This window comes from Ralstonia sp. TCR112 (assembly GCF_007997035.1).
In the GTDB taxonomy this organism is placed as follows: Bacteria; Pseudomonadota; Gammaproteobacteria; order Burkholderiales; family Burkholderiaceae; genus Ralstonia; species Ralstonia edaphi.
Genome location: NZ_VOSS01000076.1, coordinates 21,743 through 48,426 on the forward strand (window position 1 = coordinate 21,743; position 26,684 = coordinate 48,426).

The 26,684-nt window shown below is 64.2% G+C and carries 23 protein-coding genes and 3 pseudogenes; 9 read left to right on the forward strand and 17 right to left on the reverse strand.

Annotated features, from left to right (window positions below):
* Window positions 1–102: 102 nt before the first annotated feature.
* From FUT88_RS17635 to FUT88_RS17690, 12 genes and pseudogenes are all read right to left on the reverse strand, one after another.
* Window positions 103–747: a hypothetical protein gene (locus tag FUT88_RS17635; RefSeq protein ID WP_147217027.1), complete on the reverse strand. Its 645-nt coding sequence runs from the start codon at window positions 745–747 to the stop codon at window positions 103–105.
* On the reverse strand, window positions 744–3,044 hold the full coding sequence (locus FUT88_RS17640; protein WP_147217132.1) for a heavy metal translocating P-type ATPase: 2,301 nt from the start codon (window positions 3,042–3,044) through the stop codon (window positions 744–746). The genes FUT88_RS17635 and FUT88_RS17640 overlap by 4 nt, the downstream gene beginning before the upstream one ends.
* 51 nt (window positions 3,045–3,095) lie before the next feature.
* Entirely contained in the window at window positions 3,096–3,620 is a 525-nt protein-coding gene (locus FUT88_RS17645; RefSeq protein ID WP_147217029.1) for a cytochrome b, read from the reverse strand.
* A gap of 45 nt (window positions 3,621–3,665) precedes the next feature.
* Window positions 3,666–4,937, reverse strand: a complete 1,272-nt coding sequence (locus tag FUT88_RS17650) for a TolC family protein (protein WP_147217031.1) — start codon at window positions 4,935–4,937, stop codon at window positions 3,666–3,668.
* Window positions 4,934–8,046, reverse strand: a pseudogene (locus tag FUT88_RS17655) (efflux RND transporter permease subunit). Before FUT88_RS17655 ends, FUT88_RS17650 begins: the two are co-directional and overlap by 4 nt.
* A pseudogene (locus FUT88_RS17660) lies at window positions 8,046–9,130 on the reverse strand (efflux RND transporter periplasmic adaptor subunit). The pseudogenes FUT88_RS17655 and FUT88_RS17660 overlap by 1 nt, the downstream one beginning before the upstream one ends.
* 299 nt (window positions 9,131–9,429) lie before the next feature.
* Window positions 9,430–10,005 carry a hypothetical protein gene (locus FUT88_RS17665; RefSeq protein ID WP_261797207.1) on the reverse strand — a complete coding sequence of 192 codons (576 nt, stop codon included), beginning with the start codon at window positions 10,003–10,005 and terminating at the stop codon, window positions 9,430–9,432.
* On the reverse strand, window positions 9,968–11,515 hold the full coding sequence (locus FUT88_RS17670; RefSeq protein ID WP_147217032.1) for a thymidine phosphorylase family protein: 1,548 nt from the start codon (window positions 11,513–11,515) through the stop codon (window positions 9,968–9,970). Before FUT88_RS17670 ends, FUT88_RS17665 begins: the two co-directional genes overlap by 38 nt.
* Before the next feature lie 10 nt (window positions 11,516–11,525).
* A complete protein-coding gene (locus FUT88_RS17675) occupies window positions 11,526–11,804 on the reverse strand; it encodes a DUF1488 domain-containing protein (RefSeq protein WP_147217034.1) in 279 nt (92 codons plus the stop codon).
* 29 nt (window positions 11,805–11,833) lie between these two features.
* A complete protein-coding gene (locus FUT88_RS17680) occupies window positions 11,834–12,775 on the reverse strand; it encodes a ribose-phosphate pyrophosphokinase (protein ID WP_147217036.1) in 942 nt (313 codons plus the stop codon).
* Window positions 12,772–14,136, reverse strand: coding sequence for an MBL fold metallo-hydrolase RNA specificity domain-containing protein (locus FUT88_RS17685; protein WP_147217038.1), 1,365 nt, complete (start codon window positions 14,134–14,136; stop codon window positions 12,772–12,774). Before FUT88_RS17685 ends, FUT88_RS17680 begins: the two co-directional genes overlap by 4 nt.
* Window positions 14,137–14,153: 17 nt before the next feature.
* Window positions 14,154–14,576, reverse strand: coding sequence for an Hsp20/alpha crystallin family protein (locus FUT88_RS17690; protein WP_147217040.1), 423 nt, complete (start codon window positions 14,574–14,576; stop codon window positions 14,154–14,156).
* A 337-nt stretch (window positions 14,577–14,913) separates the two neighbouring features.
* Here FUT88_RS17690 and FUT88_RS17695 point away from each other — a divergent pair, with 337 nt between their 5' ends.
* From FUT88_RS17695 to ftsH, 3 genes are all read left to right on the forward strand, one after another.
* Window positions 14,914–15,414 carry a lecithin retinol acyltransferase family protein gene (locus FUT88_RS17695; RefSeq protein ID WP_147217042.1) on the forward strand — a complete coding sequence of 167 codons (501 nt, stop codon included), beginning with the start codon at window positions 14,914–14,916 and terminating at the stop codon, window positions 15,412–15,414.
* A gap of 14 nt (window positions 15,415–15,428) precedes the next feature.
* The gene (locus FUT88_RS17700) at window positions 15,429–15,647 is read left to right on the forward strand and encodes a hypothetical protein (RefSeq protein WP_147217044.1); all 219 of its coding nucleotides are present in this window, start codon (window positions 15,429–15,431) and stop codon (window positions 15,645–15,647) included.
* Between the two features lie 130 nt (window positions 15,648–15,777).
* On the forward strand, window positions 15,778–17,715 hold the full coding sequence (gene ftsH, locus FUT88_RS17705; protein WP_147217136.1) for an ATP-dependent zinc metalloprotease FtsH: 1,938 nt from the start codon (window positions 15,778–15,780) through the stop codon (window positions 17,713–17,715).
* Window positions 17,716–17,763: 48 nt separating this feature from the next.
* On the opposite strand, the gene FUT88_RS17710 is transcribed toward ftsH, so the two are convergent.
* Complete coding sequence (locus FUT88_RS17710; RefSeq protein ID WP_147217046.1) at window positions 17,764–18,696, reverse strand: 1-phosphofructokinase family hexose kinase; 933 nt, start codon at window positions 18,694–18,696, stop codon at window positions 17,764–17,766.
* A 636-nt stretch (window positions 18,697–19,332) separates the two neighbouring features.
* On the opposite strand from FUT88_RS17710, the gene FUT88_RS17715 reads away from it, so the two are divergent.
* The 3 genes from FUT88_RS17715 to FUT88_RS17725 all read left to right on the forward strand — a co-directional run bounded on the left by FUT88_RS17715 (window position 19,333) and on the right by FUT88_RS17725 (window position 21,137).
* Window positions 19,333–19,887 carry a hypothetical protein gene (locus FUT88_RS17715; RefSeq protein ID WP_261797208.1) on the forward strand — a complete coding sequence of 185 codons (555 nt, stop codon included), beginning with the start codon at window positions 19,333–19,335 and terminating at the stop codon, window positions 19,885–19,887.
* Between the two features lie 190 nt (window positions 19,888–20,077).
* The gene (locus tag FUT88_RS17720; protein ID WP_147217048.1) at window positions 20,078–20,545 is read left to right on the forward strand and encodes a hypothetical protein; all 468 of its coding nucleotides are present in this window, start codon (window positions 20,078–20,080) and stop codon (window positions 20,543–20,545) included.
* 274 nt (window positions 20,546–20,819) lie between these two features.
* A complete protein-coding gene (locus FUT88_RS17725) occupies window positions 20,820–21,137 on the forward strand; it encodes an HPF/RaiA family ribosome-associated protein (protein WP_147217050.1) in 318 nt (105 codons plus the stop codon).
* Window positions 21,138–21,173: 36 nt separating this feature from the next.
* On the opposite strand, the pseudogene FUT88_RS26455 reads toward FUT88_RS17725, so the two are convergent.
* The 4 genes and pseudogenes from FUT88_RS26455 to FUT88_RS17745 form a co-directional block, all read right to left on the reverse strand.
* Window positions 21,174–21,299, reverse strand: a pseudogene (locus FUT88_RS26455) (beta-ketoacyl-ACP reductase); the annotation flags it as partial.
* A gap of 7 nt (window positions 21,300–21,306) precedes the next feature.
* Entirely contained in the window at window positions 21,307–21,813 is a 507-nt protein-coding gene (locus tag FUT88_RS17735; RefSeq protein ID WP_147217052.1) for a hypothetical protein, read from the reverse strand.
* Window positions 21,814–21,827: 14 nt separating this feature from the next.
* Entirely contained in the window at window positions 21,828–22,475 is a 648-nt protein-coding gene (locus tag FUT88_RS17740; RefSeq protein ID WP_147217054.1) for a SagB/ThcOx family dehydrogenase, read from the reverse strand.
* Between the two features lie 47 nt (window positions 22,476–22,522).
* Window positions 22,523–23,560 carry a zinc-dependent alcohol dehydrogenase family protein gene (locus tag FUT88_RS17745; RefSeq protein WP_147217056.1) on the reverse strand — a complete coding sequence of 346 codons (1,038 nt, stop codon included), beginning with the start codon at window positions 23,558–23,560 and terminating at the stop codon, window positions 22,523–22,525.
* Between the two features lie 127 nt (window positions 23,561–23,687).
* On the opposite strand from FUT88_RS17745, the gene FUT88_RS17750 reads away from it, so the two are divergent.
* The 3 genes from FUT88_RS17750 (at window position 23,688) to FUT88_RS17760 (ending at window position 26,680) form a co-directional block, all read left to right on the forward strand.
* Window positions 23,688–25,274: an AAA family ATPase gene (locus FUT88_RS17750; RefSeq protein ID WP_147217058.1), complete on the forward strand. Its 1,587-nt coding sequence runs from the start codon at window positions 23,688–23,690 to the stop codon at window positions 25,272–25,274.
* A gap of 147 nt (window positions 25,275–25,421) precedes the next feature.
* Window positions 25,422–25,910: a hypothetical protein gene (locus FUT88_RS17755; protein WP_147217060.1), complete on the forward strand. Its 489-nt coding sequence runs from the start codon at window positions 25,422–25,424 to the stop codon at window positions 25,908–25,910.
* A gap of 86 nt (window positions 25,911–25,996) precedes the next feature.
* The gene (locus FUT88_RS17760) at window positions 25,997–26,680 is read left to right on the forward strand and encodes a dienelactone hydrolase family protein (protein ID WP_147217062.1); all 684 of its coding nucleotides are present in this window, start codon (window positions 25,997–25,999) and stop codon (window positions 26,678–26,680) included.
* The last annotated feature ends 4 nt before the right edge of the window (window positions 26,681–26,684 follow it).

Consider the following 26,684-nt stretch of genomic DNA (forward strand, 5'->3'; position numbering starts at 1 on the left):
GCAACGTCAGGATGGACTTCCCATGGGTGCAAACGTGGCGCCCAGGCGCCGGTAAAAAACGCATCGTCGCTGCGGTGCCGGGCCAGCTCGTCCAGACTCAACTCATCGCCCTGCTTTTGTTTGTGTGTCTTCGGATGCCGATGCGAGCGATTCCCGGTGCCGCCAGCGCAGACGCTTCGTTTGTAAAAAGTGCCGCCAATCCACTTTGGCGAACCCGTAAACGAGCGCTAGAAACACGACCTGCGACACGACGAAGTACACGCCCATATACGCTCCATCGATCTCCGTCTCCGCATCCAGATAACGGGCGCCGATCTGGGCAATGTGCGTCCAGGTCAGATAGCTGATCCAGCGGCCGATGAAGAACGGCACGCCGATCAGCCATAGCCGCATCCCGGTCAAACCGTACGCGATGAAGACATAGTTGGATGGGAACGGGCTGAACGCGTAAGCGAGCATCAGGCCGACCGTCATACCCTTGCGCTCTTCCAACCAGGCTCGCACCACGTCGATGTTCTGACGATCCGCCTCGCGCATCCAGCGGTTGCGTACAAGCGTGCAAGAGAGCCGCGCAAGGACCAAGCGCCCAAGAGTTGCCGCGCAGGCAGCAACGCCCGCAAGAAGCTCCGGGTTCGCATCGGGCCGCGAGAAGCCAACCCAAGACATGACCATCCACGTCGGCGGTGCGAAGGCCGGCATCACGTTCAGCAAGAAGATGGTCGCGAACAACGCGAGCAGGTTTGTCATGGCGGTGATGGCTCTCCACTGAGCACGTGGAACAGTTCGTCTTCTTGCGCGCAATGCAGCCGCAGGATGGCATCGAGCCCATACAGCAGGCGTTGCAACTCTTGCGTGACGGAGGCATCAGGTCCGTCGGGGGAAACATCCGCCACGATACGGCCCAACAGGTTCGTCACGCGGAATATCTCGCGATGCATGGCGCTCATTGCCGCCATCGGGTCGTCTCCGCCGAGCAGGCGCGCGACGTCCGGGTACAGCTGGGTGTCGTCTCTGCGCTCATGCGGCACCAGGACATCTGCCAAGGATTGGTTGAGCGATAGCAGCGCGGCTTTTGCAGCAGCGCCCGCCATATGGGGCAGCGCGTCTGCAACGACGCGGATCCGACTGAGAATGGGCTCCAGCTCGGCGTGTTCGGCCTTCAGACGTTCGACGTCTGCAGAGATCATTGAACGAGTCGCTTCAGCTTGATTGGGCAACAGCGCGCGTAATGCGTTGGCGATCGCCAATACATCAATCACTTCCTGCAGCAGCGCGCCCGCCAACGGCGGTAGATGGCCCAGCGCTGCGACAACCATGGCGGCCAGCGACAACGACATGCCGATCATCACGCTCTGCAACGCGATGCGGCGTGTGCGGTGTGCGATCCGGACCGCATCAACGAGCCGGTCCAGGCGGTCCACCAACAAGACAATGTCCGCGGCCTCCGAAGAGGCGGCAGCGCCGCGTGCACCCATGGCCACGCCAATATCCGCTGCGGCCAGCGCAGGTGCATCGTTGACGCCATCACCGACCATGATGACCGTGCCATTGGCGCGGGCATCCCGAATCGCCGCGAGCTTGGCCGCCGGTGACAACGCCGCATAGATCTCCGTCACCCCCAGCATTGATCCGACCGAATCGGCAACGTCTGGCCGATCGCCGGTCAACATCGCCTGCCGTGCGATGCCTTCTCGACGCAGGAGGCGCAGCGCTCGAGGCGCTTCAAGGCGAACGCGGTCGATCAACTGCAATGCGCCCACCAGTGCGCCATCCACACCGACAAAAACGGCTGACGCACCGGCATAGCTCACGCGCTTGACGAACGCTTCCACCCAGGCCGGCACGGCGGCCGAACCCAAGACATAAGGCAACGCGCCGATGGAAACGACATGCCCCTCAACGCGGCCGCAGACGCCAGCGCCTGGACTCTCCTCAACGGCGCTTGGCAATCGCAGCGTGGCGCCCTGCTCCCGCGCGGCCTTGGCGACGGCTTCTGCCGTAACGTGGTTCGACGCCTGCGCGAGTGATCCCGCAAGCCCAAGCACAACCTCCGGCGCGTACTGCGGTGCGCATTCAACGTCGACCAATCGTGCATATCCGCTGGTGAGCGTGCCCGTTTTGTCGAAGAACAGCGTGTCGGCCAATGCCAGTCGCTCCAGCGCGCTGCCGCCTTTGACCAGTACGCCCCGTTTGGCGCAACGCGACAACCCGGAAACGATAGCGACCGGCACCGCAAGGATCAACGGACACGGCGTGGCAACGACGAGCACGGCAAGACAAAGCGCCGGATCACCCGTGAGGATCCAGCTTGCCCCGGCCAGAAGAATGGCGACGCAGCCAAAGGCGAAGGCATAACGGTCAGCCAGCCTCACCGAAGGGCTGCGCTCTGACTGCGCCGCACCGACGAGGCGGACAACGCCGGCAAACGTGCTCTTCTCAGCTGACGCGCTCGCGATCATTTCGAAAGCGGCGCCCACATTGAGCACGCCGCTGCAAATGGCATCTGCGGGCAAACGATGACGGGTGAGCGATTCTCCGGTCAACGTGGATTCATCGAGATCGGCGGGCTCGGACAGCGTACCGTCCACCGGTACGACTTCGCCGTGTCGCACCAGCAACCGGTCACCGGCTTGCACCGTCTCCAGACTGACCTGGCGCCACTGACCGTCGTCGAAGCGATTCGCCCGCTTGGGCGCGTGGCCGAGCAACGCGGTCATCTCGCGCTGCGCACGCGCCTGGGCGAAGTCTTCCAACGTGCGGCCCGTCGCGAGCATCAACGCAATGACCGCCGCGACCAGCACCTCGCCAGACAGCAGCGCAAAGCTGATCGACATCACGGCCAGCACATCCACGCCGGCCTGCCGTCGCATCAACGACTGGACAATCGCGACCGCCAAGGCCAGCCAGTTCGGCACCACGCCGATCAGCCAGAGTTGCTGCGCCAGCGCATCGGCACCGACATGACGCGCCCATAATCCCGCCGCCAACGTCAGCGCCGACACGGCAAGCAACGCAACGTTGGCGAGCAGGCGCGTGGAGTGCATCGTGGAGTCCGTGGTCGGCGCGGTCTTCATGTGCTCATGTGCCCATGTTGGCTACAGCATGCGGCGCAGCAGCCGATCCTTCAGGATGAACTCGTGCCAGAGCGCCGCAGCGGCATGCAGCCCGACTGCGATATAGACCAGCGTGGCGCCTGACTCATGAATTTCCTTGGACCAGTGCGCCAAGGTCTTGTCTTGCGTGAGCGCCAGCGGCAGATTCAGCCCGAACGGTTGAATCGGCTTGCCGCCCCAGGCCAGTGCCAACAGGCCCAGAACGGGCATCCCGACCATCAGCACGTAGAGCGCGCCATGCGTGAGTCGCGCCGCAAGCTGCACCAGCGGTGTGCCCGGAACCGGAGGCGGAGCCTGTGTGGCCACCCGGGCCAACAGGCGCAACACCATCAACGCAAGCACGGAGAGCCCCGCCGTCTGGTGAACGATGAATAGCGTTGCGCGCTCGGCGCTGCCTTTCGGGAAGAAGTCCATGATTTCGATGGCCACGACGGCAATCAACACCGCCAGGGCCACCAGCCAATGGAGCGCGCGCATGGTGGGGGAATATTTCAGTTCGGATTGCATAGCGTTATCCAGAGTGTGTTGAGCAAGAGGTCAGCCTGCAGCGGATCAATCGTCGAAGTCCCACATCCGATGCAGATCGAGCTGAAGGCGGCTGTCTGCCTCCAGCACGTCGACGCGGGCGAGCCTCTCGGCCAGTTGAGCCTCGGCGAGGCTACGGCGCGCCGCCAATAGCTCCGTCAGGCCCGACTCCCCTGCGCGATACGCACGGGTTGCCCTGTCGGAAGCGCTTTTCTGCAGCGTAGCCGCTTCCTTCTGCGCTTGCGCGCTCGCCCGCTTGCCTTGCAAGTTGCCGTAGAGAACGTCGAATTCGGCACCCAGCCGCCGCTCCGCGCCCAGCCTGCGCCGTGCCGCCGTTTCCGCATCGGCAGCGGCCGCCACCGCCGCTGAGCGACGGTGCGCCGACCCGATCGGCATGGCAACGCTCACCCCCATGATGCGTTCGGCACCGCCGCGCTCCACCGTAACGAACATCCCGACGGTCGGGTCCGGCCGACGCTCCAGATCGGCGCGCTTGGCCATCTGCTGCGCCTGCGCCTCTTCTGCCATGGCGAGCCGGTATTCGTGGCTGTCCTGGATGTACTGGGTGCGCAGACGATCTGGTGGATCGTGTGGATCGCGCGGCAACGCTGGGAGCGCGGAATCGGCGCCCAACGCGGGATGGCCCAGTCCCGGAAACCGGGCTTGCAGCTCTGCCTGCGCCGTCCGTTCCGTCGCCTCGGCAGTCGCCAGCGCGGCCTGCATGCGCGCGCGGTCGGCTGCGGCCAGCTCGGACTCCATGCGGGAGGCATCCCCCAGCTGTACCCTTCTCGCCGTCAACGTCGCCAGATCGGCGGCGGCCTTGGCATTTTCCTGCGCCGCCTGGCGTGCCTGGCCTGCGCGCACGGCTGCAAACCAGAGGGCCAGAATCTGCCGCGATGCCTCATGGCGCGCGTCCTTGACGGCAAGCTGGCCGGCCTCGGTAGCCGCATCGGCAAGCTGCCCGTCGGCTTGCGCTTTGCCCCATAGCCGCAATGGCCGTTCCACAGCAATCTGCCCTTCGGCATGGCGGTCGGAAGGGTCGCGCACCTGTCGGCCTTGGCCAATGGCGCGCACCACCGTTTCCGCCGTGCCCATGCGGATGCCTTCAGCGCGGGCCAGTACGGCATCGCGGCGGGCCTCTGCCGCCAGCACGTCGGGCGACTGTGCGACGGCCTCGCGCACGGCGCTCTCGGCGGGTAGATAGCTCGGCGAACCTTGCTCTTGCCCTTGCGCTGCGCCAATCCAAAGCAGCATCGCGCCCGCTCCTGCCAATACGATGCGAATCAGATCCAACTTCATTGTGATTCTCCCTGCCCGGCGGCCATGCGCGGCCGAGGCAACCCAAAACGTTCAAACAGCAGGGGCAAAAGAAGCAGCGTCAGCGCGGTCGAAGAGATCAGCCCGCCCGATACGACGATCGCCAGCGGCCGCTGAATTTCTGACCCTGGCCCGCTGGCCAGCAGGAGCGGAATCATCCCCAGCGCGGTGATGCAGGCCGTCATCAGGACGGGCCGCAGGCGGTCTCGCACGCCGTCGCGCACGGCTTGCGCCATGCCAATACCGGATTCCAGCAGCGTGTTGAAGTGCGACACCAGCACCACCCCGTTGAGCACCGCGATCCCGAGCAACGCGATGAAGCCGACGGAGGCCGGCACCGAGAGGTACTCGCCCGATATCCGCAGCGCTGCAATGCCGCCCACGAGTGCGAACGGAATGTTGGCGACCACCAGCACGGCCTGCCGCACCGAGCGGAACGTCAACATCAGCAAGAGGAAGATCGCGCCCAGGGCAAGTGGAACCACAAGCGCAAGGCGCGCTGCGGCGCGTTGCTGGTTCTCGAACTGACCGCCCCACACCACACGCAACCCTTTCGGCAACGTACCGATGCCACCGACCGCTGCCTGGGCTTCCTGCACGAAACCTGCGAGGTCCCGACCATCGACATTGGCCTGGATTACGGCAAACCGGGCGCCGTCTTCGTGGTTGATGCGTACGGGGCCGTCTACGCGTTCGATGCGAGCGAGGGACGTGAGCGGCCATACCTTGCCGTCGGGTGCCGTCACCAGAAGGCTGGTTAGGTTTTCTGGGGCCTGCCGCAAGCCCGCTCCGCCACGCAAGATGAGCGGCGTGCGGACGATGCCTTCGGGCACCACGCCAATCCGGTCACCTTCAATCAGCGCGCGCAGTTGTGCCTGCAGGGCATCGCCGGAGAAGCCGGCCTGACCGACCGCCCCCCGGTCCAGCGACACCTTCAGGTACTGCACGCCGCTGTTGCTGGGCGCAATCACCTCGGCCGCGCCGGGGATGGTGCGGACCTTCGCCGCGATGGCCTGCGCAGCTGCGTCGATGGCGGCAAGGTCGCTTCCAAACAGCTTGATGGCAACGTCGCCTCGCGTGCCGGTCAGCATCTCCGAGACACGCATCTCAATGGGCTGTGTGAAGCCGTAGATGACGCCGGGAAAGCGTTCCATCACACGCCGGATCGCAATCGCGATGTCTTCCTTGCTGCCGCGCCACTGGTCCTTGGGCTTGAGTACCAGGAAGGTATCGGTTTCATTCAGGCCCATCGGGTCCAGGCCAAGATCATCCGACCCCGAGCGCGCGACGATCGAGCGTATTTCCGGCACCTCCTTGAGCAACGCCTGTTGCACACGTTGGTCCATGTCGAGCGACGCCGCGAGCGAAACGGACGGCGCCTTCTGCAGCTGAACGATGAGATCGCCCTCATCCATCGTTGGCATGAACGTCTTGCCGACCGACATGTACAGCACGACGGCCAGCGCCAGCGCCACGACGGCCAGACCGAACACCGTGCGGCGATGCGTTGTCGTCCATGACTGGATTCGCGCAAAGCCGCCCGCGACCTTGCGCATCAGCCAGGGCGGCTCGTCTGCATGCGCCAGCAAGAGCAACGAAGCGAGCGCCGGAACCACCGTAAACGCAATCACCACGGACGAAGCCAGCGCCAGCACGATGGTCAGCGCCACCGGCCCGAAGAGCTTGCCCTCCAGACCTTGCAACGACAGCAGCGGCAGAAACACGATGGCAATGATCGACACGCCCGACAGCATCGGTACCGCCACCGTTGCCACTGCGTGGCGGATGACCGCACCGCGCAACGCCGGATCTGTGTTGTGGTCTTGCGCACGCGCCATGGCCGTCTCGATGTTCTCGACCACGACGACGGCGGCGTCCACGAGCATGCCCAGCGCAATGGCCAGGCCGCCGAGGCTCATCAGGTTGGCCGTCAGGCCACGTAGCGCATCAGCAGGAACGTCGTCAGCATCGACAGCGGCAGCGTGGCCGCCACAACGAGCGCCGCCCGCACCCCGCCCAGGAACAGGTACAACGTGATGACGACCAGCACGCTGGCTTCAATCAACGCACGAACCACGGTATTGGCTGCGCGGGTGACGAGCTCGCCGCGGTTGTAGAAGACGTGGGTCGACATGCCCTTTGGCAGTTGCGGGCCCAGCGCATCGAGCCGCGCCTGCACCGCCTCCACGAGCTTGCGCGCATCGCTGCCGCGCAGGCCCAGCACCAGTCCTTCAACCGCCTCGCCGTTGCCGTCTTTGCTGACGGCGCCGTTGCGGGTGGCCTCACCCATCCGCACGGTCGCAACATCGCCCACCGTGACCGCAGGCGCGGAAGACGCGCCCTGAGCCGGCACCACGACAATCGCGCGCAGATCATCCAGCCCGCGCACGCCACCTTCTACGCGCACGACCCAATGCTCGTCTCCGCGGTCCAGCCGCCCTGCTCCGTCGTTGCGATTGTTGGCGTCCAGCGCCTGACGCAATTGTTCGAGCGTGACGCCGCGTGCGCGCAATCGGGCCGGATCAGGTGTCACCTCATAGCTGCGCACCTCGCCGCCGAGGGCGTTAACGTCAGCCACGCCCGGCACGGTGCGCAGCGCCGGCCGGATCACCCAGTCCAGCACACGGCGCCGTTCGGCCAGGGAATAGCCATCGCCCTCCACCGTGAACATGAACATCTCGCCGAGCGGCGTGGTGATGGGCGCCAGGCCGCCCACGGCCGTCGACGGCAGATCGCGCGCCAAGCCGGCCAGGCGTTCCGACACCTGCTGGCGTGCCCAGTAAACGTCCACCCCTTCTTCAAAATCGACCGTCACATCGCTGATGCCGTACTTGGACACCGAGCGCACGATCGTCTTGTGCGGCAGGCCGAGCAGTTCCTGCTCGATGGGCGTCGAAACGCGCTGCTCAACCTCCTCTGGTGTCATGCCCGGCACCTTCAGCACGACTTTGACCTGCGTCGGCGAGATATCGGGAAACGCGTCGATCGGCAGGTTCAGATACGCCCAGACGCCGGCCACTGCCAGCACGCCAGCCGCGATCAGCACCAGCACGCGCTGGCGCAACGAAAACTCAATCAGGCGGGGCAACATCACTGCTCTCCCGCCAGCAAGCCCTTGAGCGCACCGACACCTGCCACCGCTACGCGCGCACCGGCCGGAAGATTTGCACGAACGACGGCGATGGCGTCGTCCGTACTGGCGACAGCGACCTCCTGGAAGCGGAAGCCTTTATCAGTCGCGACAAACACGCCTGGCAGGCCGCGCACATAGACCAGCGCAGCCACAGGCACCCGCAGCAGGCCGGGGGCGCTCGCGTTGGCCTGCCCCCTCAGCTTGAGCGTGACGTTGACATTCTCTCCGGCGCGCAGGTCTCCATGTCGCTCCAGCGATGCGCGCACCCGCACGCCTGCCGTGCCGTCACCGGAAGGCGCGACACCAATGACGGTGCCGCCCGCGCCGCGTTGCGCGACCTCCACCCGATCGCCTGCTGCCGGTACCGGTATATCGCGGCCGACGAGCAGGTCCAGCTCCAGGGCAGCCGGGTCGACGATCCTGAAAAGCGGTGCCGCCGCTTCCACTCGCGCGCCCGGAACGGCGTTCACTTCCGACACGACACCGCCACGGCTGGCAACCAATTGCGCCTCACCGCCCGCGCCGGTGAATGCGATGCCTGCGGAAGCCAGCTCCGCCCTGCGCGCCTTGACCATGGCGCTGGCTTCAGCGGCCCGCGCTGCGTTGCCTGCCAGCGGCTTGCAGCGATGATGCCGTCGTCGTAGAGGGCTTTGTCGCGCGCGAGTGACTGCTGTGCGAGCCGCGCCTGCGAATTGGCTTCCGTAAGTGCGCGGCTCGTCTCGAAGAGTTGCGGGCTCAGAAAGCCCGCCAGCGGCTGGCCTGTACGGACGGTTTGCCCGACCGACACCAACACCCGCGGCACCATGCCCGCGTACGGCGCCGCCACTACATATTGCGCATCCGGCTTGAAGACGACGCGCGCGTGCGTGCCCACCTCCAGCACGGAAGCACTCTCGACCGGGCTGAAGCGCACACCAAGCGAGCGCGCTTGCTCCGCCGACAGCGGCACCACCTGGGCACCTGCTTGGGCAGCGGCCTGCTCAAGAGGGAACACGATCAGCGCGACACACGCACTGGCGGTAAAGATTCGTTTGAAAGACATACCTGACTCCAATCCTCGGAGGCAGCGCTGCGGGCGCCACCCCTGATTGCGTCGCATACGCGGAGCAACCTAAAGATCAACCGTCGCTCAGCGCTTGCATGCGACGCGAGCGACAAACGCTTGCGGTGGATGGCCAATGGAATGCGGAGTTGCTACCGCCGTGTAGCGTTGGGCGTGCGCAATGCGGCAAAAGACAGCGCTTCTGACACATTCATCATCGCCAATGCAGACACGAAGGGCTTGTTGCAAGTCAACAAGCTGCGGAGTCACGCGCACGCCGGCCGTCAACCGGGTACGGATCAGGACTGCAGCGGAGGTGCTTGGGACGGAGGCGGCCGGTTGATGCGATCCCGCCAGCGCGCTCGAACGGGCGTTGGCCGATAGGCGGGACGCAGTGCAGCGGCGCGAGCAAGCGCCGCAAGGAGGAGGAACGTCAGCGCAGAAACGCCAGCGGCCGCCGCTGCCCAAAGAAAGGCGGCAAGGTCCGCCGGTCCCATGGCGGGCTCGACATCCACCTCGAAGGGTTCCTGACTCGTCAATGCCAGGCCATGGAGATCCGTCGTGGCCGACGTTTCAGCACGAGGTCGATGGACAAACGAGATGGGTACGAAATGAGAATCAACCGCAGCAGGAAGTGCGGTGTGCACGTGCAGGCCAAATTGTTTCGGTGTTCCGAGATGGCCGTGCAGAAGCGGGCTGAGCAGCTGCATCAACACGATGGTCAACAGCAGCATTGCCCGAAGCGAGAGGCTTGCAGTCGCACGTGGCATGCGCGGATTGTAACGCAATGTGCCTTTCATTTGACGGCGCCGAGCCACCAACAATGTGCAATCAAGATCAAACGATTCCCATCGGGGATAAATCCACCACAGCATGCGTCATCGCGTAGGCCGACGAATACTCCAGCTCGCCCGAGGCCTGCGCGTGGATGGTGAACAGCGGCTGCCCAACACTCACCTGATCCCGCAGTCGCACATGGATTTCCACCCCCGCGACTTGACGCATCGGCGCGCCCGCAAGCTTTGCGATGCGGGCAAGGTGGCGGTTGTCGATGTTCGTGACGACGCCATTTCGATCGGCAACTACGTCTCGGCGGAAGACGGCTTCGCCGGGGATGCGCAAGCCGCCCTGCGCCTCGCAGATCGCTTCGAACTTCCGCCACGCAGCACCGCTGTCCAGCAAGCCGCTTGCCATGTCGAGCCCCGTTCCGGCAACAGCAGCGCCGCAGAACTCCAGCAACGCGCCGGCCAGCAATAGGGACCGCTCCCGCAAGTCGAACGGCGCCGTAGGAGAACGCTGCAGCACGGCAAGAACGTCTCTCGCTTCCAGCGCGGGGCCGATCCCGCGGCCAACAGGTTGTGCACCATCCGTGCGCACCATCAACACCTGCACATCAAACGCCTGGGCCACGCGCTTGAGCAGCAGTTCCAGGCGCTCGAGGTCTTCGACACTGCGCACTTTCGCCGTTGGGCCCACGGGCACGTCGATCAACACATGGGTCGACCCGGCCGCGATCTTTTTGGAGAGAATGGACGCCACCAACTGGGCATCGCTGTCGACATCGAGCGCCCTTTCCACGCGAATCAGCACGTCGTCCGCCGGGCTGAGGCTCAGCGCCCCGCCCCACGCAAGCGATGCCCCGACCTGCCCTACCACGCATCGCAGTTCCGCAGCAGTCAGGTTGACGCGCGTGAGCGTTTCCATCATGTCTGCGGTGCCTGCCGGCGAGGTGATGGCGCGTGACGACGTTTTGGGCAGCAGCAGCCCCGCCGCCGCACAGATGGCTACCACGATGGGGCTCGTGCGGTTGCCAGGCAACCCGCCCACGCAGTGCTTGTCTGCCACGACGGCGCGATCCCACTGCAGGCGCTCGCCCGAGTCGACCATCGCCTGTGTGAGATCGATGGTTTCCTTGATAGTCATGCGGCCCGATGCGCAGGCACTCAGGAAGGCTGCGATATGGACATCGGCATAGCGCTCGTTCGAAATGTCCGCAATGATCTCGTGCAGCTGCCTGGCGTCCAGATGCCCACCGTAGATCTTGGTCCGCAAGGCACGCAGCGACTCGAGCGACGGCGCATGCCTGACGCAGACCTCGTCCCCCGGGCGCGCCATCAACGCATCCACCGCGGCGGCCGAGAGGCTCACCTCATGCTTCTCCAGCAGCTCCGACCCGACCAGGTTCAGCGTGGCGATCGTCGATCGCAGCCCGATCTGGACTTCCACGCGGGCTTGCGCGGTAAAGCCTTCCGACCGGCAGATCGCGCTGTCCGGGTGCATGTAGATGACGTGCTCCTGCCACGTGTCAATGCCAAGCGCCTTGAAGCTGAGGCATCCCTGTGGCACAACGGCGGCGTCGACCGCGGGCATGGAGTGGGAGCTCATGACGGCCACGTCAGCCGGCGAAGCGGAAGTGCCCGCTGTGCAGCGTAATCTCCTTGGAGCCGGTTTGCTCGAACAGCATGCGTGCGACATTTTCGATATCGCCGCGATGCACATTGAACGCGGCGAGCAGATCATCCGACCGGCAGGAGCGCGCACCGAAATGGTCTTCGAGTGCCTCGGCCGTGATCGCGTAGCTTGCGGAGCTGCCATCGACCGACGCGCGGCATTGCAGACGCGGCCCCGCTGCACAGTAGGCCGGCTCGTCAGGCAGGAACCGGATCTCTTTCATGATGGCCTCCAAATACGAAAGCGCCCTGATCAAACAAGCACCCGCTTGTTCGACGGCAGGGGTAAATCGAACATGCTTGAAACGGCGTCGACCAGCGGCGCTGTCAATGCGATCTCGTTCGAGGGGTGGGGGATGGTGTCGCACGTGACCACCTCTGCGCTGGCCGCACAAAGCTGGCTGTACGCGTCGGCGGCGAACACGGCATGCACGCCAACGCAAACCGGCCGAGACTTGCCGGCGCGCTGCAGCAGATTCGCAGCCGCGAGCATCGTGCGCCCGGTGGAGATGATGTCGTCCACAAGCACCGGCACACACCGCGGTGGAATATCTGGCAACTCTGCAAATTCCACGTGCCACGCACTGTGTCGCGTCTTGGTCAGCGCCGCCCATGGGGCGTTGCAAAGACCGGCTACCTGCTCCACCCACTGCCGGCTTTCGTCGTCGGGCCCGATCAGGAACGGCGCTTGCACATGCGCTTGGATCCATGCGGCAATGGCAGGCGCGGCTTCCACGGCGACCGTCGGCATGCGATAGACATCCGACAGATGCGCGATGCGATGCAGATGCGGATCCACCGTGACGAGCCAGTCGAACACGCCATTGAGCAGGGCCGCAAAGTGTTCCGCAGCGCGAATCTCGCCCGCATTGAAGATGACGTCCTGCCGCATGTACGGCAGATACGGTGCAATCAGGCCAACACGACGCGCCCCGCCCTGGCGTGCCGCAATCGCCAGCCAGAGCAACGGCAACAGCTTCTCGTCGGGATGATCGAGTGTGCAGACAATGGCCACTTCCGCCCCGTGCACAGGCGTGTAAAGCCGCACATAGGACTCACCGTCCGGAAAGTGGCTCACGGCGGCGTGGCCCAATTCCGCGCTCAGCGGGATGGCAAGCCGCATGGCGGCGGTGTCGCAGCCCGGCATGGCGATCAGCAGGCGCTGCGGGTCCAGACCAACGGCCGGGGCGGTCATGCGCCCTCCAGATCGTAGGACTGGCGATACTCAGGCATGCGAACGGGCCACTGCAGTTCGTGCTCGATGCGCTGGCGCAAGGCGTCACTGGCGGCCGGCTCGCCATGCACGATGAAGGTCTGCCGTGGCGGTCGCGTAAAGCCGCGCAGCCAGGCCATCAGTTCATTGGCATCCGCGTGGGCGGACAGATTCTGGATTTGCTCGACCGAGGCCCGGATGGCCACCTCGCGTCCGTGCACGCGCAAGGCCCGTTGGCCGGCCAGCAGCGCCGCGCCCCGCGTGCCGGCCGCCTGGAAGCCCGACATCAGGATGGCATTGCGCTTACCCCCGCCAAAACTCTTCAGGTGATGCAGCACCCGCCCGCCCGTGGCCATGCCGCTTGCGGCAAGAATGATCTTGGGCGCGCGATCGCTGCCCAGATGTCTGGACTGTTCAGGGCTCTGCACCGGGACGGCCAACGCGCAGGCCGCCTGACAGTCGGAGGCGCCGATATGCAGGTCGTCGACATGGCGCGCAAATACCTCGGTCGCCAGTTCGGCCATCGGGCTATCGAGGTAGATCGGCACATGCGGGATTCGACGTTCGCGGATCAGCACGTAGAGGCAATACAGAAGCTCTTGCGTGCGCCCGACCGCAAAGGCGGGAATCAGCAGCGTGCCGCCCTGCCCGATGGTCCGCTGCACAACCTGCTGGAGTGCATCCAGCGGGTCGCCCTCCGGGTGCACGCGGTCGCCATAGGTGGATTCGACCAGCAGGGTATCGGCCTCGGCAATGGGCTCGGGTGGGCGCATGACGGGGTCGATCTGTCGGCCGAGGTCGCCGGAAAAGACGACGCGACGGCCCTCCGCGAACAATGTCGCCGTGGCCGCACCGATGATGTGCCCTGCACGGTGGAACTCCGCTTCCACGCCCTCCGCAACGGGAAAACGCTCGCCATAGTCAACGGGATGCAGACGCCGCAATGCCCGGGCGGCGTCCTTTTCGTCGTAGAGCGGCAAGGCCGGGTGATGACGCGAGAACCCTTCGGCATTCGCGTACTGCGCATCCTCCTGCGCAAGCCGAGCGCTGTCAGGCAGCAGGATGTTGCACAGTTCGGCGGTGCCCTTCGTGCAATAGACCGGACCATGAAAGCCATTGCGCACGAGCAGCGGCAGGTAGCCGCTGTGGTCGATATGGGCATGCGTGAGCACAACCGCATCGATGTGGTGCGGGTTGACGGCGAGCTTGTCCCAGTTGCGCAGACGCAGCGACTTGTAGCCCTGAAACAGCCCGCAGTCGACCATGACCCGGCGCCCGCCGGTCTCAAGCACGTACTTGGAGCCCGTCACCGTGTCGGTCGCGCCGAGAAATTGCAGCCGCATGCGATCGCCCCTGACACTCAGCGAATCGTCACGCGCTGCTGCGGCGACGCTTCCTTCTTGGGCAGGGTCACGCGCAGCAGCCCGTTCTCGTATGTCGCATCGACCTTGCTTTCGTCGACGGCCGCATCGAGCGTGAACATGCGCTGCATGGCGCCGCTGTAGCGCTCGCTGCGGATGACGCGTTCGCCTTCCTTCTCTTCGGAGTTGCGTTCCACCTTGGCCGAGATCATGACCGTGCCGCGATCGACTGTCACGTCAATGTCTTCCTTCTTCGCGCCCGGGATTTCTGCGACCACGTTGTAGGCCTTGTCCGACTCCGTCACGTCCACCTTGAACGGCAACGCACCGTCCATCCCGCCGCGAAACGAGCGCAGAAGCCCTTGGAAGATGTCGCCGACCGGCTCAATGGCGAACGGGTCATAACGCTTGAGTTGACTCATGACTGCCTCCTGATGAGTGGTCCCCGGGATCTCGGGGTGAGCACATTCATCGTGGCACGACAGTTTCGGAGCGCCTTGCGGCAGATCAACGGCGGCGCACGGCAGGCGTCGGACCGGGCGTCGCGCGGCTCGTATCAAGCACATCGCTTCCGAGGTACCGCCCCCGGTGTCAGGCTTTCCTGACATGGGAACCCGCCGCTCCGACAGCATTCTCAGCGCAGCCTGCATGACGCCGGCGAATGCGCTGCCAATACTGGTGACACGCCAACAAGCAAGCAGCGCCTTGTCGATTCGCCCCGGAATACGACAACGCCCAGCCAGTACAACGGAGCGCGCCATGAGCCAGAACATCGAGTGCATCGCCCAGTGGGATGAACCGCACGATCTCGCCGCTTTCGATGCTGTGCTTCCGGTAGGCGCGCACCTTGTAGCGGGCCGCGATGGATACCGCCACCACGGCATCTATGTCGGCAATGGGCAGGTGATTCACTACGCAGGCTTCTCTCGCCATCAGCGCCGTGGCCCGGTGGAGCGCATCTCCATTGCGTGCTTTGCATGCGGTTTTGCGGTGACCATCCAGTGCGACGCCAGCCCCTGCTACGACGGCGAAGAGGTCGCCCGCCGTGCGGGGTCGCGCCTTGGGGAACGCAACTACCGACTGCTGACCAACAACTGTGAGCACTTCTGTTCCTGGTGCCTGTTCGGCGAATGCCGCAGCGCACAGGTGCAGGCCTGCCTGAAAAGCCCCGTGCGGGCTGCGCGCATGCTGTTCAAGCTGATGCTGCTGGCACTGTCCGCCGAATGGCGCACTGCCCAGCAGCCGACCCAGGCCGCATGACGGCGAATCGCACCATGCCCCAATACGAAACCACGTTGCGCGAGCTGGTGACCAAGTGGTTTGGCCTGCTCGACGCACCGAATCTGCGCATCTCGCGCCTGCATTGCCCCGGCGTCGACTGCGGCTGCGTACGGGCCGAACTGACAACATCGGCCCGCCCGCTTGTCATCATCTTCTTCCGTCACCGCGCGGGGTGCTGGAGGCTGTTTCCGCCATCGCAGGCACGCCGCTGAGCGTCCAACGACGACCTGCGCAGGGGTTGATCCGCATCAACCGTCTTTCCGGCCCAGGCACGAACATCAAGGTTCGATCGGGACGCCAGATGACGCACGACCATGCGAAGGTGAAATCGTGAAAGAGAGCATGAAGCCGCAGCAGCAGAGATTTTCACTCTGGTACGCCGTCATCGTCGCGTTGAGCATGCTGGCGTTCCAGGCGCTGTTCATGTCCGAGCAGACGGACACCCTCCCCTACAGCGACTTCAAGGCCCTGCTGCACGCCGGCAAGATCAAGGACGTCGCCATTGGCGAGCAGGACATCACCGGCACCTTCTCGACGGAGGGTGTCGAGGCGTTGCTGACGCAGCAGCAGATCGATCTCATCCGCCGCACGGCCAAAGGCGACCATCCGTTCCAGACGCTTCGTGTGAATGACCCGGCCCTTGTTCAGGAACTGGAGGCTGCCAAGGTGCGCTTCGTCGGTCGGCCTGACAACAAATGGCTGAGCACGCTGCTCTCGTGGGTTGTGCCTGCGCTACTGTTCTTCGCTGTCTGGAGCTTTCTCATCCGGCGCATGGGCGGGGCCGCGGCCGGCGGGCTGATGGAAATCGGCAAGAGCAAGGCAAAGGTCTACATGCAAAAGGAAACGGGGGTGACCTTTGCCGATGTTGCCGGCATCGACGAGGCCAAGGACGAGCTGTCGGAAATCGTGAGCTTTCTGAAAGAGCCTCTGCGGTATCAGCTCCTGGGCGGCAGGATTCCGAAGGGCGTGTTGCTTGTGGGCGCGCCCGGCACCGGCAAGACGCTGCTTGCCAAGGCAGTCGCCGGTGAAGCGGCTGTGCCCTTCTTCAGCATGAGCGGGTCGGAATTTGTCGAGATGTTCGTCGGCGTGGGTGCGGCGCGCGTGCGCGACCTGTTCAGTCAGGCTGAATCCATGGCGCCCTGCATCATCTTCATCGATGAACTCGATGCCCTGGGCAAGACGCGCGCGTTCAACGTCGTTGGCGGCAATGAAGAGCGCGAGCAGACGCTGAACCAGCTTCTGGTCGAGATGGACGGTTTTGACAGCAACAAGGGCGTCATCATCATGGCCGCCACGAACCGGCCCGAAATACTCGACCCCGCTCTGCTTCGTCCAGGCCGGTTCGATCGCCATATCGCGCTGGACCGGCCGGACCTCAAGGGGCGGGAGCAGATCCTCAAGGTCCACGCCAAAAACGTCACGCTCGGGGCCGATGTGGACCTCAGCAAGATCGCCGCCCGGACGCCGGGCTTTGCGGGTGCCGACCTGGCCAACCTCGTCAATGAGGCGGCGCTTCTTGCCGCGCGCGAAGGCAAAGCCGCGGTGGAGACCATCGACTTTGACGAGGCGCTTGACCGCATCGTGGGCGGCCTGGAGAAGAAGAACCGCGTGATGAACGCCACGGAAAAGGAGACGATCGCCTACCACGAAGCCGGGCATGCCATCGTGGCCGAGCATCGACCGCTGGCCGATCGCGTTTCGAAGGTGTCGATCATTCCGCGAGGTATCGCCGCACTCGGCTACACGCAGCAGACCCCGACCGAGGACCGCTACCTTCTCAAGCGGAGCGAGTTGCTCGACCGCCTCGACGTGCTGCTGGGCGGCTACGTTGCCGAGCAGATCGTGTACCACGACGTGTCGACCGGTGCGCAGAACGACTTGCAACGCGCAACGGACATGGCGCGGCAGATGATTACCCAGTTTGGAATGAGCGAACAGCTTGGCCTGGCGACCTACGAGCAGACGCCGAACCCCCTCCTTGCCGGCGCAGGCCTGATGCAGCGCGAGCGCAAGCAGTACAGCGAAGACACAGCGCAGATGATCGATGCGGAAGTGCGCAAAGTGTTGTCCGATGCCAGCGCGCGCGTGAAAGCCACGCTGGAAGCCCAGCGCTCGAGACTGGAAGCGCTGGCGCGCACGCTGCTGGACAAGGAGGTAGTTGACCGCCACGACCTCGACATGATCCTGACTGGAAACGTGATGCCAATGCCGGCCCCGAAATCGGAGGCGGGTTCCCCTTTGGGCGCTTCGTCTCCGCTGCCTGCGAAACAGCCGCATTAGCAGATCGAACTTTTACGCTGCCGAAAACCGAGCCGAAGCAAGCGCACCTCAAGACAATGAGACCGCTGCGAAGCGCTGCTCGATCTCCGCGGCGCTGCCGAGTTCGGTCCCCGCATGGCCCAACGCCGCTGCTGCGGCAGCCATGCCGTACCGAAATGCCTCTCGCATGCCCGCATCGCGGTTGAGCGCCCACACCATTCCGCCCACGAAGCTGTCGCCCGCCCCAATCGTGCTGAGCAATGACGTTGCGACGGCACCGGCACGAACCATCTCCTCCTGTGTGACAAGCATGGCGCCGCCCGCACCCAGAGTGAGCGCAACCGCATGCGCGTGCCCATTTCGGACGATCTCCTGGGCAGTCCGCATGCAATCCGCCTCCGTGTCCAACGCGCGCCCGGTCAGTTGGCGAAGCTCGTTCAGGCTGGGCTTGATCAGGTATGGCGCATGCGGCAACGCAACACGCAATGCCGGCCCCGAGGCATCCAGCACGACGCGGCTGCCACGCGCCCGGGCCTGATCAATGATGCGTGCGTAGAAATCGTCGGCAACCCCGAGCGGCAGGCTTCCGCTGAGCACAAGGTAGCGCGGCGCAGGTTGCAGCGCATCGAGATACGCCAGGCAGCGGTGCCATTCGGTTTCCGAAACGACCGGCCCAGGCATGACGAAACGGAATTCGCGGTGGCTGCACAGTTCCGTCACGGAAAAGTTCTCACGCGTCTCGCCTTCAATCCCAAGGGCGACGAATGACAGGCCCTCTGCCGATAGAAGGCTCTCTAATCGCTCAGCCATCGGACCGCCAGCTAGGTAGATGGCCAGGCAATCGCCGCCCAGGCGATGGACGACGCGGGCGACGTTGATGCCGCCGCCTCCTGGGTCACAGCGGGCCGGCGTGCAGCGCATCTTGTGCGTATCCGTCAAGCGCTCCACCGACGTGGCGATATCGATTGCGGGATTGACCGTCAGCGTGACGATTTCCGGCATTGCACACCTCCAGGAGGCACAGCGGTCAGCCGTTGTTCAGGCGGCACATCGGCGTTTTGATCCAGCGCCCCTCACCATGTCATGCATGTCTTGCAGGGCATTGAGAAGCGCGACACGTACATCCAGGTCCGACGCCCGGTCCGTTGCAAGCTCATGCCCCTGCTCCTCCACCTCGACGTGCGCGAAATAGGGGCCGCAAAGCGGCTCGGCTCGACTCAGAAGCCAATCTCACACTTGCACCTTTCGACGCTGCATGGAAGACCGTTGGGCCTGACGGCAAACCGCCTCACGGCTTCCTTGATCGCATTCAACAGCAATGCGGCACCAAAGCGACCTGACCTATTAGCCTAATTTGCGCTACGTCCAGCGTTTTGACGTGCCTCAACAACGCAATACTGCTCGCGCCACTCGCCCACCGGTGGCCGTATCCATCGACATGATTGCGGCCTGCCGGGCATGGACATGTGTATGAGCACCTCCGCCGCTGCTTGCGTCATGCGGTACCGCGCAACGCGGCCTTGCGGATGGCGTTCTCAAGTTCCTTGACCGCGCTTTCTTTCGGGTTTTCAGCCCTGGCAGCAAACCGCGTGAGGAACGCCGTGCCATCAGAGGCCCATGCGACGCCGATCTGGAGATTTGCGTCAGGTCAATTCCGGCAATGACGAAGTGCCTACCCTGCAGTCATGTCAACCGGAGATCGTGATGCCACAGCCCACTGATGCAGCCTGCAATCTCGCCTGCGCCACCATGCGCGACGCCAGCCGCGCAGCCGAGTTCTTCGTCGATAGCCAACTTCAACTCGCGCGCCTTCGCGTCAAGATGGCCGAAACGGCGCTGGAGAATCTGTCCAAGTTGGAGGGTCAGCTGGACACAGTCAAAGACTGGAGTGCGCTGGCTTCGGCACAGAGCGCATACATGAAGCAGCAAGCGAACCAAAGCGCCAACGCTGTTCGCCAATGGACCGATCTGCTCAACGATGCACAGCGCTCATATCTTCGGCAGGCCACCGAATGGCACGATCAGTTCCAACATCGACCGGGGACGGCTGCGTCCCCAGCACAACTGTGGATCGCCTCTCTCGACTCCTGGCAGACGTTGGTCAACACCTTCAACGTAATCGCCGCATCGGCTACGCAAGCCCAACCGCCGCTCCAAACGCACGCCGCGTCCAGGCGCGCGCAAGGCGCCTGACGGCTCGTCGTCGCGAAAGAAGATACGCACGCCAGGAAGCGATGTGCCAGGCACGCGTCGACGGTGAAGAGGAGCTTGATTCCTGTCAACGAGGCTGTCTCACAGGTGCCTATTCTTGAAATAGCCGTCGCCACGCACACGCGGTAGACGGAAACCATTGGATCGACTGGATTGTTTGCAGGAGAAAAAAATGCGCGGAAAACTCATGATGGCGGTGCTCGTCATCGCGGCAGCGTCCACATCGGTGTACGCACAAACGAAGACCGGCTCGGCGCAGAGCGACAACGGACAGGGGACTGACAAAATCAACCCCTACACGGAGGGTGCAAAACAAGCCAAGCCCGATCCGTATACAGAGGGATCGAGACGCGGCAAGTTCGATCCGTACACAGAGGGCGCAAAGGGCAAACGCGACCCCTATACGGAAGGCGCCAAACATGCCAAGCGCGACCCGTACACAGAGGGATCAAGGCGCGGCAAGTTCGACCCTTACACGGAAGGCGCAAAGGGCAGGCGTGACGTTTATACGGACGGCGCCAAGCAGGCGAAGCGCGACCCGTACACAGAAGGATCGAGGAGCGGCAAGTTCGATCCATACACAGAAGGCGCAAAGGGCAAGCGTGACGCTTATACGGACGGCGGAAACCAGACGAAGTAGCCGCGTTTGGTTTGGCCCCGACGGACGCCACGGACGCCGTCTGTGCGCGTAGAGACCGTCGTCAATGCGCACCCGCTCGACACGCTGCGTCCGCCGTTGAAGCGGACCATGTGACGCCGGGCGGGAGGCATCACCTCGGCCGGCCTGTCTCTGCACTGCAACATGTCGCCTGCCGGGCCAAACGGTTTGATCCGAGTCAAGGTGCCGGAAATCATGCGATCAACAATGAACGCATCGATGTCCACTCCCCCACCAGACCCACCGGAGCCTAACCATGAGTCTTCCAGTCGATATTTCTTTCCAGGGTGTTGCGCATTCCAAGGCCGTCGAAGAGGCCGTTATCGACCGTGCAGACCGCTTGACGCGTATTCGTGGCGATCTGGAACGCTGCCGTGTCAGCCTTACCGTAGGGGCCAAGCATCAGCACAAGGGCAAGCCGTTCGACGTGCACGTCCACGTGTTTGCGCCGCATCAGACGCATGTGTCCAGCAATACGTCCCACGAAGACCCCTACGTCGCGCTTCACGAAGCGTTCACGCACGTGGAGCGCATGCTGGTGGAGGCCAACGGCAAACGCTCGCCACAGTCCTGACGGATCGTTGGCGTGCGCACGCGTTACTCATGCGATCGCATGCGTATTGCCCAATGAATGGGTGACCACAATCCGGTGCCCTTGCTCATGAAGACGGATGGCAATGGCCTGGACCAGGCCGCCCATGCCACCGGTGATGAGCGCAGTGCGATGTGTTGTCATGACGGCCTTATCGCGTTGCCGGACGCGCGCCAGCGCGCGGGCAGCCGCGCTTGCACAGCAGCCACTCGTCTGCGCCAGGCTCGATATGCAACCGCACGACCGCATCGACGGGCTGCGCGCCTGCGCGAACGCCCAGCGTTTGCATCGCTCCGCGATATGCGGCCGTGATCTGATAGTGCCCGCGGGGCAAGCGCATATACAGAAGCGGGCCCTCCGTGCGCACGCGCAAACGCAGCTTGCCGCGATCATCCGCAACCGACACATCCACGTCCGACAGCGCCTCGCCGGTTCTGGCCGACACCACGTTCAGCCGCACGTTGAAACGACGCGCCATCGCGTGCAGGGTGTCGCGCTCGTCGCTTCCCACGCCGCCGGACACATAGGCGATCTCGTTCTGGAAGCGGACTTCCGGAGCCGCCGCTGCATCTGGCCCGGCTGCACCGGCGTGCGCGCTGGCAGCCAACGCCAATGCGGCGAACAGGCAGCGTTGCAAAAGACGACTTGCGTGGCTCATGTCATACCTCATCGCTAAGCGGCCGGGTGGCCGACTGTCTGCGCCAGCACCGGTACCTCGTCTTCGTTGAGCGACAAGGCCTCTGCCAGCAGGCGCTGGTTGAGCCAGCCGCGCACCACACAGCCCAGCCCGACCGCGGCACAGTAGAGCGACACGTTCTGCGAGATCGCACCGGCCGCTACGCCGCAAAAGGTGTCGCGCACGGCTTCGGGCATCTGGTCCGCACGCGCATGGTTCACGACGTACACCAGATCCAGCGGGGCCCTCCCCACAAAATCCTGGTACCCCGTGAGGTTGCGCGCGTCCACGGCGTGCTTGAGGCGCAGGCGGTGCGCGCCAGGTTCGTATTCGTAGACGCCTTCAGGCAGCGCGACGTAGATGTCGATCTCGTTCAGGCCATGCGCAGAAGGCGCGGTGCGCCCGCCGGTTTCCGGCCGATTGATGCCATTCGCCGCCCATAGCAAGTCGCTCAGTTGCTGCAGCGATAGCGGCGTGGGTGCGAAATCCCGCACGCTTTTCCGCTTGGCAAGCGCCGCCGCCAACATGTTGCCGCCATCCAATAGCGGCGGCGCCAGCGCTATGGTTGCCGGCGCAGCATGGGATGTGGGCTGCGGCAGCAGATGTTGCACAGGGTCGTAAGACAGGAGCATCGCCGCACTCATGGCATCCACCTCACAGAGCTGAAAAGTCACCGAACATGTGTCGCCATCTAGGCGGAGATGATCACCTTGAGCGCCTGTGTTTTCGCGGCGTTGCGGAAGGTGTCATAGGCGGCGAGGATGTCATCGAGCTTGAAGCGGTGCGTAATGAGCTGCCCAGGCAGCAGCTTGCCCGCGCGCACCGTTTTGAGGAGCATCGGTGTGCTGACCGTATCGACCAGCCTCGTGGTGATGGCGATGTTCTGGCTCCACAACGTTTCCAGATGCAGGTCTGCCTTCACGCCATGCACGCCGATGTTCGCAATCACGCCACCCGGCGCAACCAGTTGCTGGCAGAGCTCGAACGTCGCGGGCACGCCCACCGCCTCGATTGCACAATCGACGCCCACGCCATCTGTCAGCCGCTTCACGGCGGCTACGGCATCTTCACTCGAGACATCGATACACGCGGTCGCGCCCAGCCGGCCCGCCACTTCCAGCCGCGCGGTATTCGTGTCAATCATGATGATCTGCGCCGGCGAGTAGAACTGCGCCGTCAGTAGCGAAGCCAGCCCGATGGGGCCTGCACCCACGATCGCCACGCTGTTGCCGGGCTGAACACGGCCGTTCAGCACGCCACATTCGAATCCGGTGGGGAAGATGTCCGACAGCATGACGAGCGCCTCCTCGTCAACGCCAGGCGGCAGTTTGTACAGGCTCGTCTCCGCATGCGGAATTCGGACGTACTCGGCCTGCACGCCGTCGATGCGGTGGCCCAGGATCCAGCCGCCCGTCTCGCAATGCGAGTACATGCCGCGCCGGCAGTTCGCACATTTTCCGCACGACGAAATACAGGAGATCAGCACATGGTCCCCCGGCTGCAGCGATGTCACGGCCGCGCCAACCGACTCCACCACGCCCACGCCTTCGTGGCCCAAGGTGCGCCCAGGCTCGCAGGTCGGCACGTCGCCCTTGATGATGTGCAGATCGGTACCGCAGATCGTCGTCAACGTGACACGCACGACGGCGTCGCCCGGCGACTGCACCTCCGGTTTCGGCTTGTCGGCCAGGGTGATCTTGCCGGGCCCTTCGTAGACGAGCGCTTTCATGGGAGTCCCCAAGGAAGACGATGACTCCATGCTAGGCAACCGCCCTGCGCGCACGTTGATCTGCGTCAGGGCGCATGTCGGCATGCGCGCGATATTGATGTTCAATGTCCGGAGATGAAACCCGCGTATGGCCGAACAAGCCGCCACCATTCCAAGCACGCAGGCAGCGGAAGCGTTCGTCAGCCGCATGCTTGAGGCCGCTGCGTATCCGCACCCCGCCACCGATCTGCAGATGATCGAAACGCATCTGTCGTGGGTCTTCCTGGCCGGAGCGTTTGCGTACAAGGTGCGCAAGCCAGTCAAGCTCGATTTCGTCGACTTTTCGACGCTCCGCGCGCGGCAAATCGATTGCGAGGAAGAGTGCCGTCTCAACCGTCGCCTCGCCCCCGCGCTATACGTTGGCGTGGTGCCGATTTCGCGCGATCCGGCCACGGGCGCCATCCGCATCAACGGGCAAGGGGTGCCTGATGAATACGCCGTCTGCATGCGGCGGTTCGCCCAGCAAGACGTACTCTGTGCGGTGGCGCGTGACCGGCGGCTCGGCCCAGAAGAAGTCGACGCGCTGGCCGACCTGATTGCAGACTTCCACGCCTCCGCGCCGGTCGCCAGTGCGGGTTCAGAGGATGGAACGCCCTCAGCCATTCGCCACACACTCGAGGATTGCGCAGCCGGAGTCATTGCCTTAAGCACAGAACCAGCGCTGGCCCAAGCCACGGTATCGCAGCTTCGTCGACAGACCGACCGCCTCGAAGCGACATTCGCGTCACGCCGACGCAGTCGCCACATCCGCGAATGCCATGGCGACCTGCACCTGGGCAACATCGTCTTGATCGACGGCCAGCCGACCCCGTTCGACTGTCTGGAATTCTCAGCCTCACTGCGGTGGATCGACACCATCTACGACGCCGCGTTCCTGTTCATGGATTTGCTCGCCACAGGTCTGGACGGGCTGGCGTATCGATTCATCAACCGCTATCTCGAACGATGCGGCGACTATGGCGGGTTGGCAGTTCTGCCCTTCTACGCATCGATGCGTGCACTCGTGCGCGCTCGCGTACTGCTCGAACGCGCCCGTCAGCTGGACAGCACCCCGGATCTGGGCGCCAAGCCACGCGCCGAGGCACGCCGCATGCTCGACCTGTCCCACAAGCTGCTCTGCCGAAACGACGCGTGCATTGTCCTCATGCACGGTCTTTCCGGCAGTGGAAAATCCACGCGTGCCGCACAGCTTGCCGAAGCGGAAGCGATGATCCGCGTGCGCTCCGATGTCGAACGCCAACGCGTTCGGTATGCCGGCCCTGCCGATCGCTATCTGCCGCGTGCGCTCGAGCGTACCTATCGACGCCTGGCCGCGATCTGCAAGCTCGGTGCAGACGCTGGTTTTCCGATGATTGCGGACGCCACGTTCCTGGCCGAGCATCAGCGCCGACGCTTTTTCTCGCTGGGCCGGCGGCTGAGCGTGGCGGTGGGCATCGCGGACTGCGTTGCCGACGTCGACACGCTGCGTAAGCGCATCCGCCATCGCATGCGCGGCGGGCACGATGCATCCGAGGCAGATCTGGGCGTGCTGGACGCTCAGATCACCACGCAGGAGCCACTCAACGCGCAGGAGCGGGCACATGTCATTCCTTGTGAGATATCCAACGTGGTGCCTCATCTCAGGGGCACAGGGCAGTGCATTCCTCCGGCTGGCTCAGGCAAGCAAATGCCCTGAAACGAAGCACCAAAGCGATGGCGCTTCACGCGCGGCCGGCTGTTTGCGCCACGTCAACGCACCCAGCCGCAGAGGGCCTACGCTGCATATGGATTCCCCATTCGGCGGCCCGCTCACCTGTCCGCCAAGACCCCACCGGAGAACGTAATGCAACAACCTGCTGATATGGCCTGCAACCTGGCATGCGCCGCTCTGCGCGAAATGAGCCGCACCGCCAGCTTCATGCTCGAGGCGCAAATCGACCTGGCCCATTTCCGCCTGAAGCTCGCCGAGGCCGTGCTGGAAGATGTGCGTGAACTGGAACATGAACTGAGCGGCACGCATGACTGGACATCGCTGACCGCTGCGAACAGCATCTTCATGAAGATGCAATCGAGCCACGGGGCTAACGCGCTGAAAACGTGGGCCGAGTTCACGAATAAGCTGCAAGCCGCCTCCTTGCGTCGAATGACGGAGTGGACCCAGCAGATGCAGCAACCCGAAGGGCAAACCTCTTCTTCCCAGCTGTTTGCCGCGTCGTCCGATTCGCTGAAGGCGTTCTTCGACAGCTTCAACCTCATGGCCCTGCCCGACTCCGAAGCGAAGAAGAACGGACTGGCACGCACCGCAAAGGCAAGGGCTCAACAGGCCGCCTGATCGACGAACCTCGGTAGTGCCCAGCCAGCACCAAACACGTAGCGCACCTGCCGGCTGGCTGCGCCTCACTTCCGGATATCCGCTCCATGAACGCCGAACCGCTTTCTCTCAGCATGGACATCGTGGCGGATGAGGCAGTCCTGGAAGGCACCCTTGACTGCCCCGGCAACGCCACCGGCCTGGTCATCTTTGCGCATGGCAGCGGCAGTTCGCGGCTGAGCCCGCGCAACCGGTATGTGGCTGATCAGCTCCACGCCGCCGGCGTGGGCACGCTGCTGTTCGATCTGTTGAGTGCCGACGAGGCGTCACACGCATCGTGCCGGTTCGACATCGGCCTTCTGGCGCGTCGTCTGCAGACAGCTACACACGCGGTACGGAGCATCGCGCGCGAACGCAGTCTGCGACTCGGGTATTTCGGCGCCAGCACGGGCGCCGCAGCGGCGATCCTGGCAGCGTCGGAGCAGGACGACGCGTGCGCGATCGAAGCGGTCGTCAGCCGCGGCGGTCGCCCGGATCTTGCTGGCCAACGTGCGCTGAGCACGCTTGCCTGCCCGACCCTGCTGATTGTGGGGGCCGCCGATTTGGATGTTCTTGATCTCAACCGTCAGGCGCTGAGCCAGATGCAATGCGAAAAAGCCCTGGAGACAGTGCCCCACGCAACGCACCTTTTTGAAGAGGCCGGCGCGCTGGAACATGTTGCCGAGCTGGCGCGCGCATGGTTTGCCCGTCACCTGGGTGCAGCGACCCAACCCCACCGACATACGAGGTAGCGCC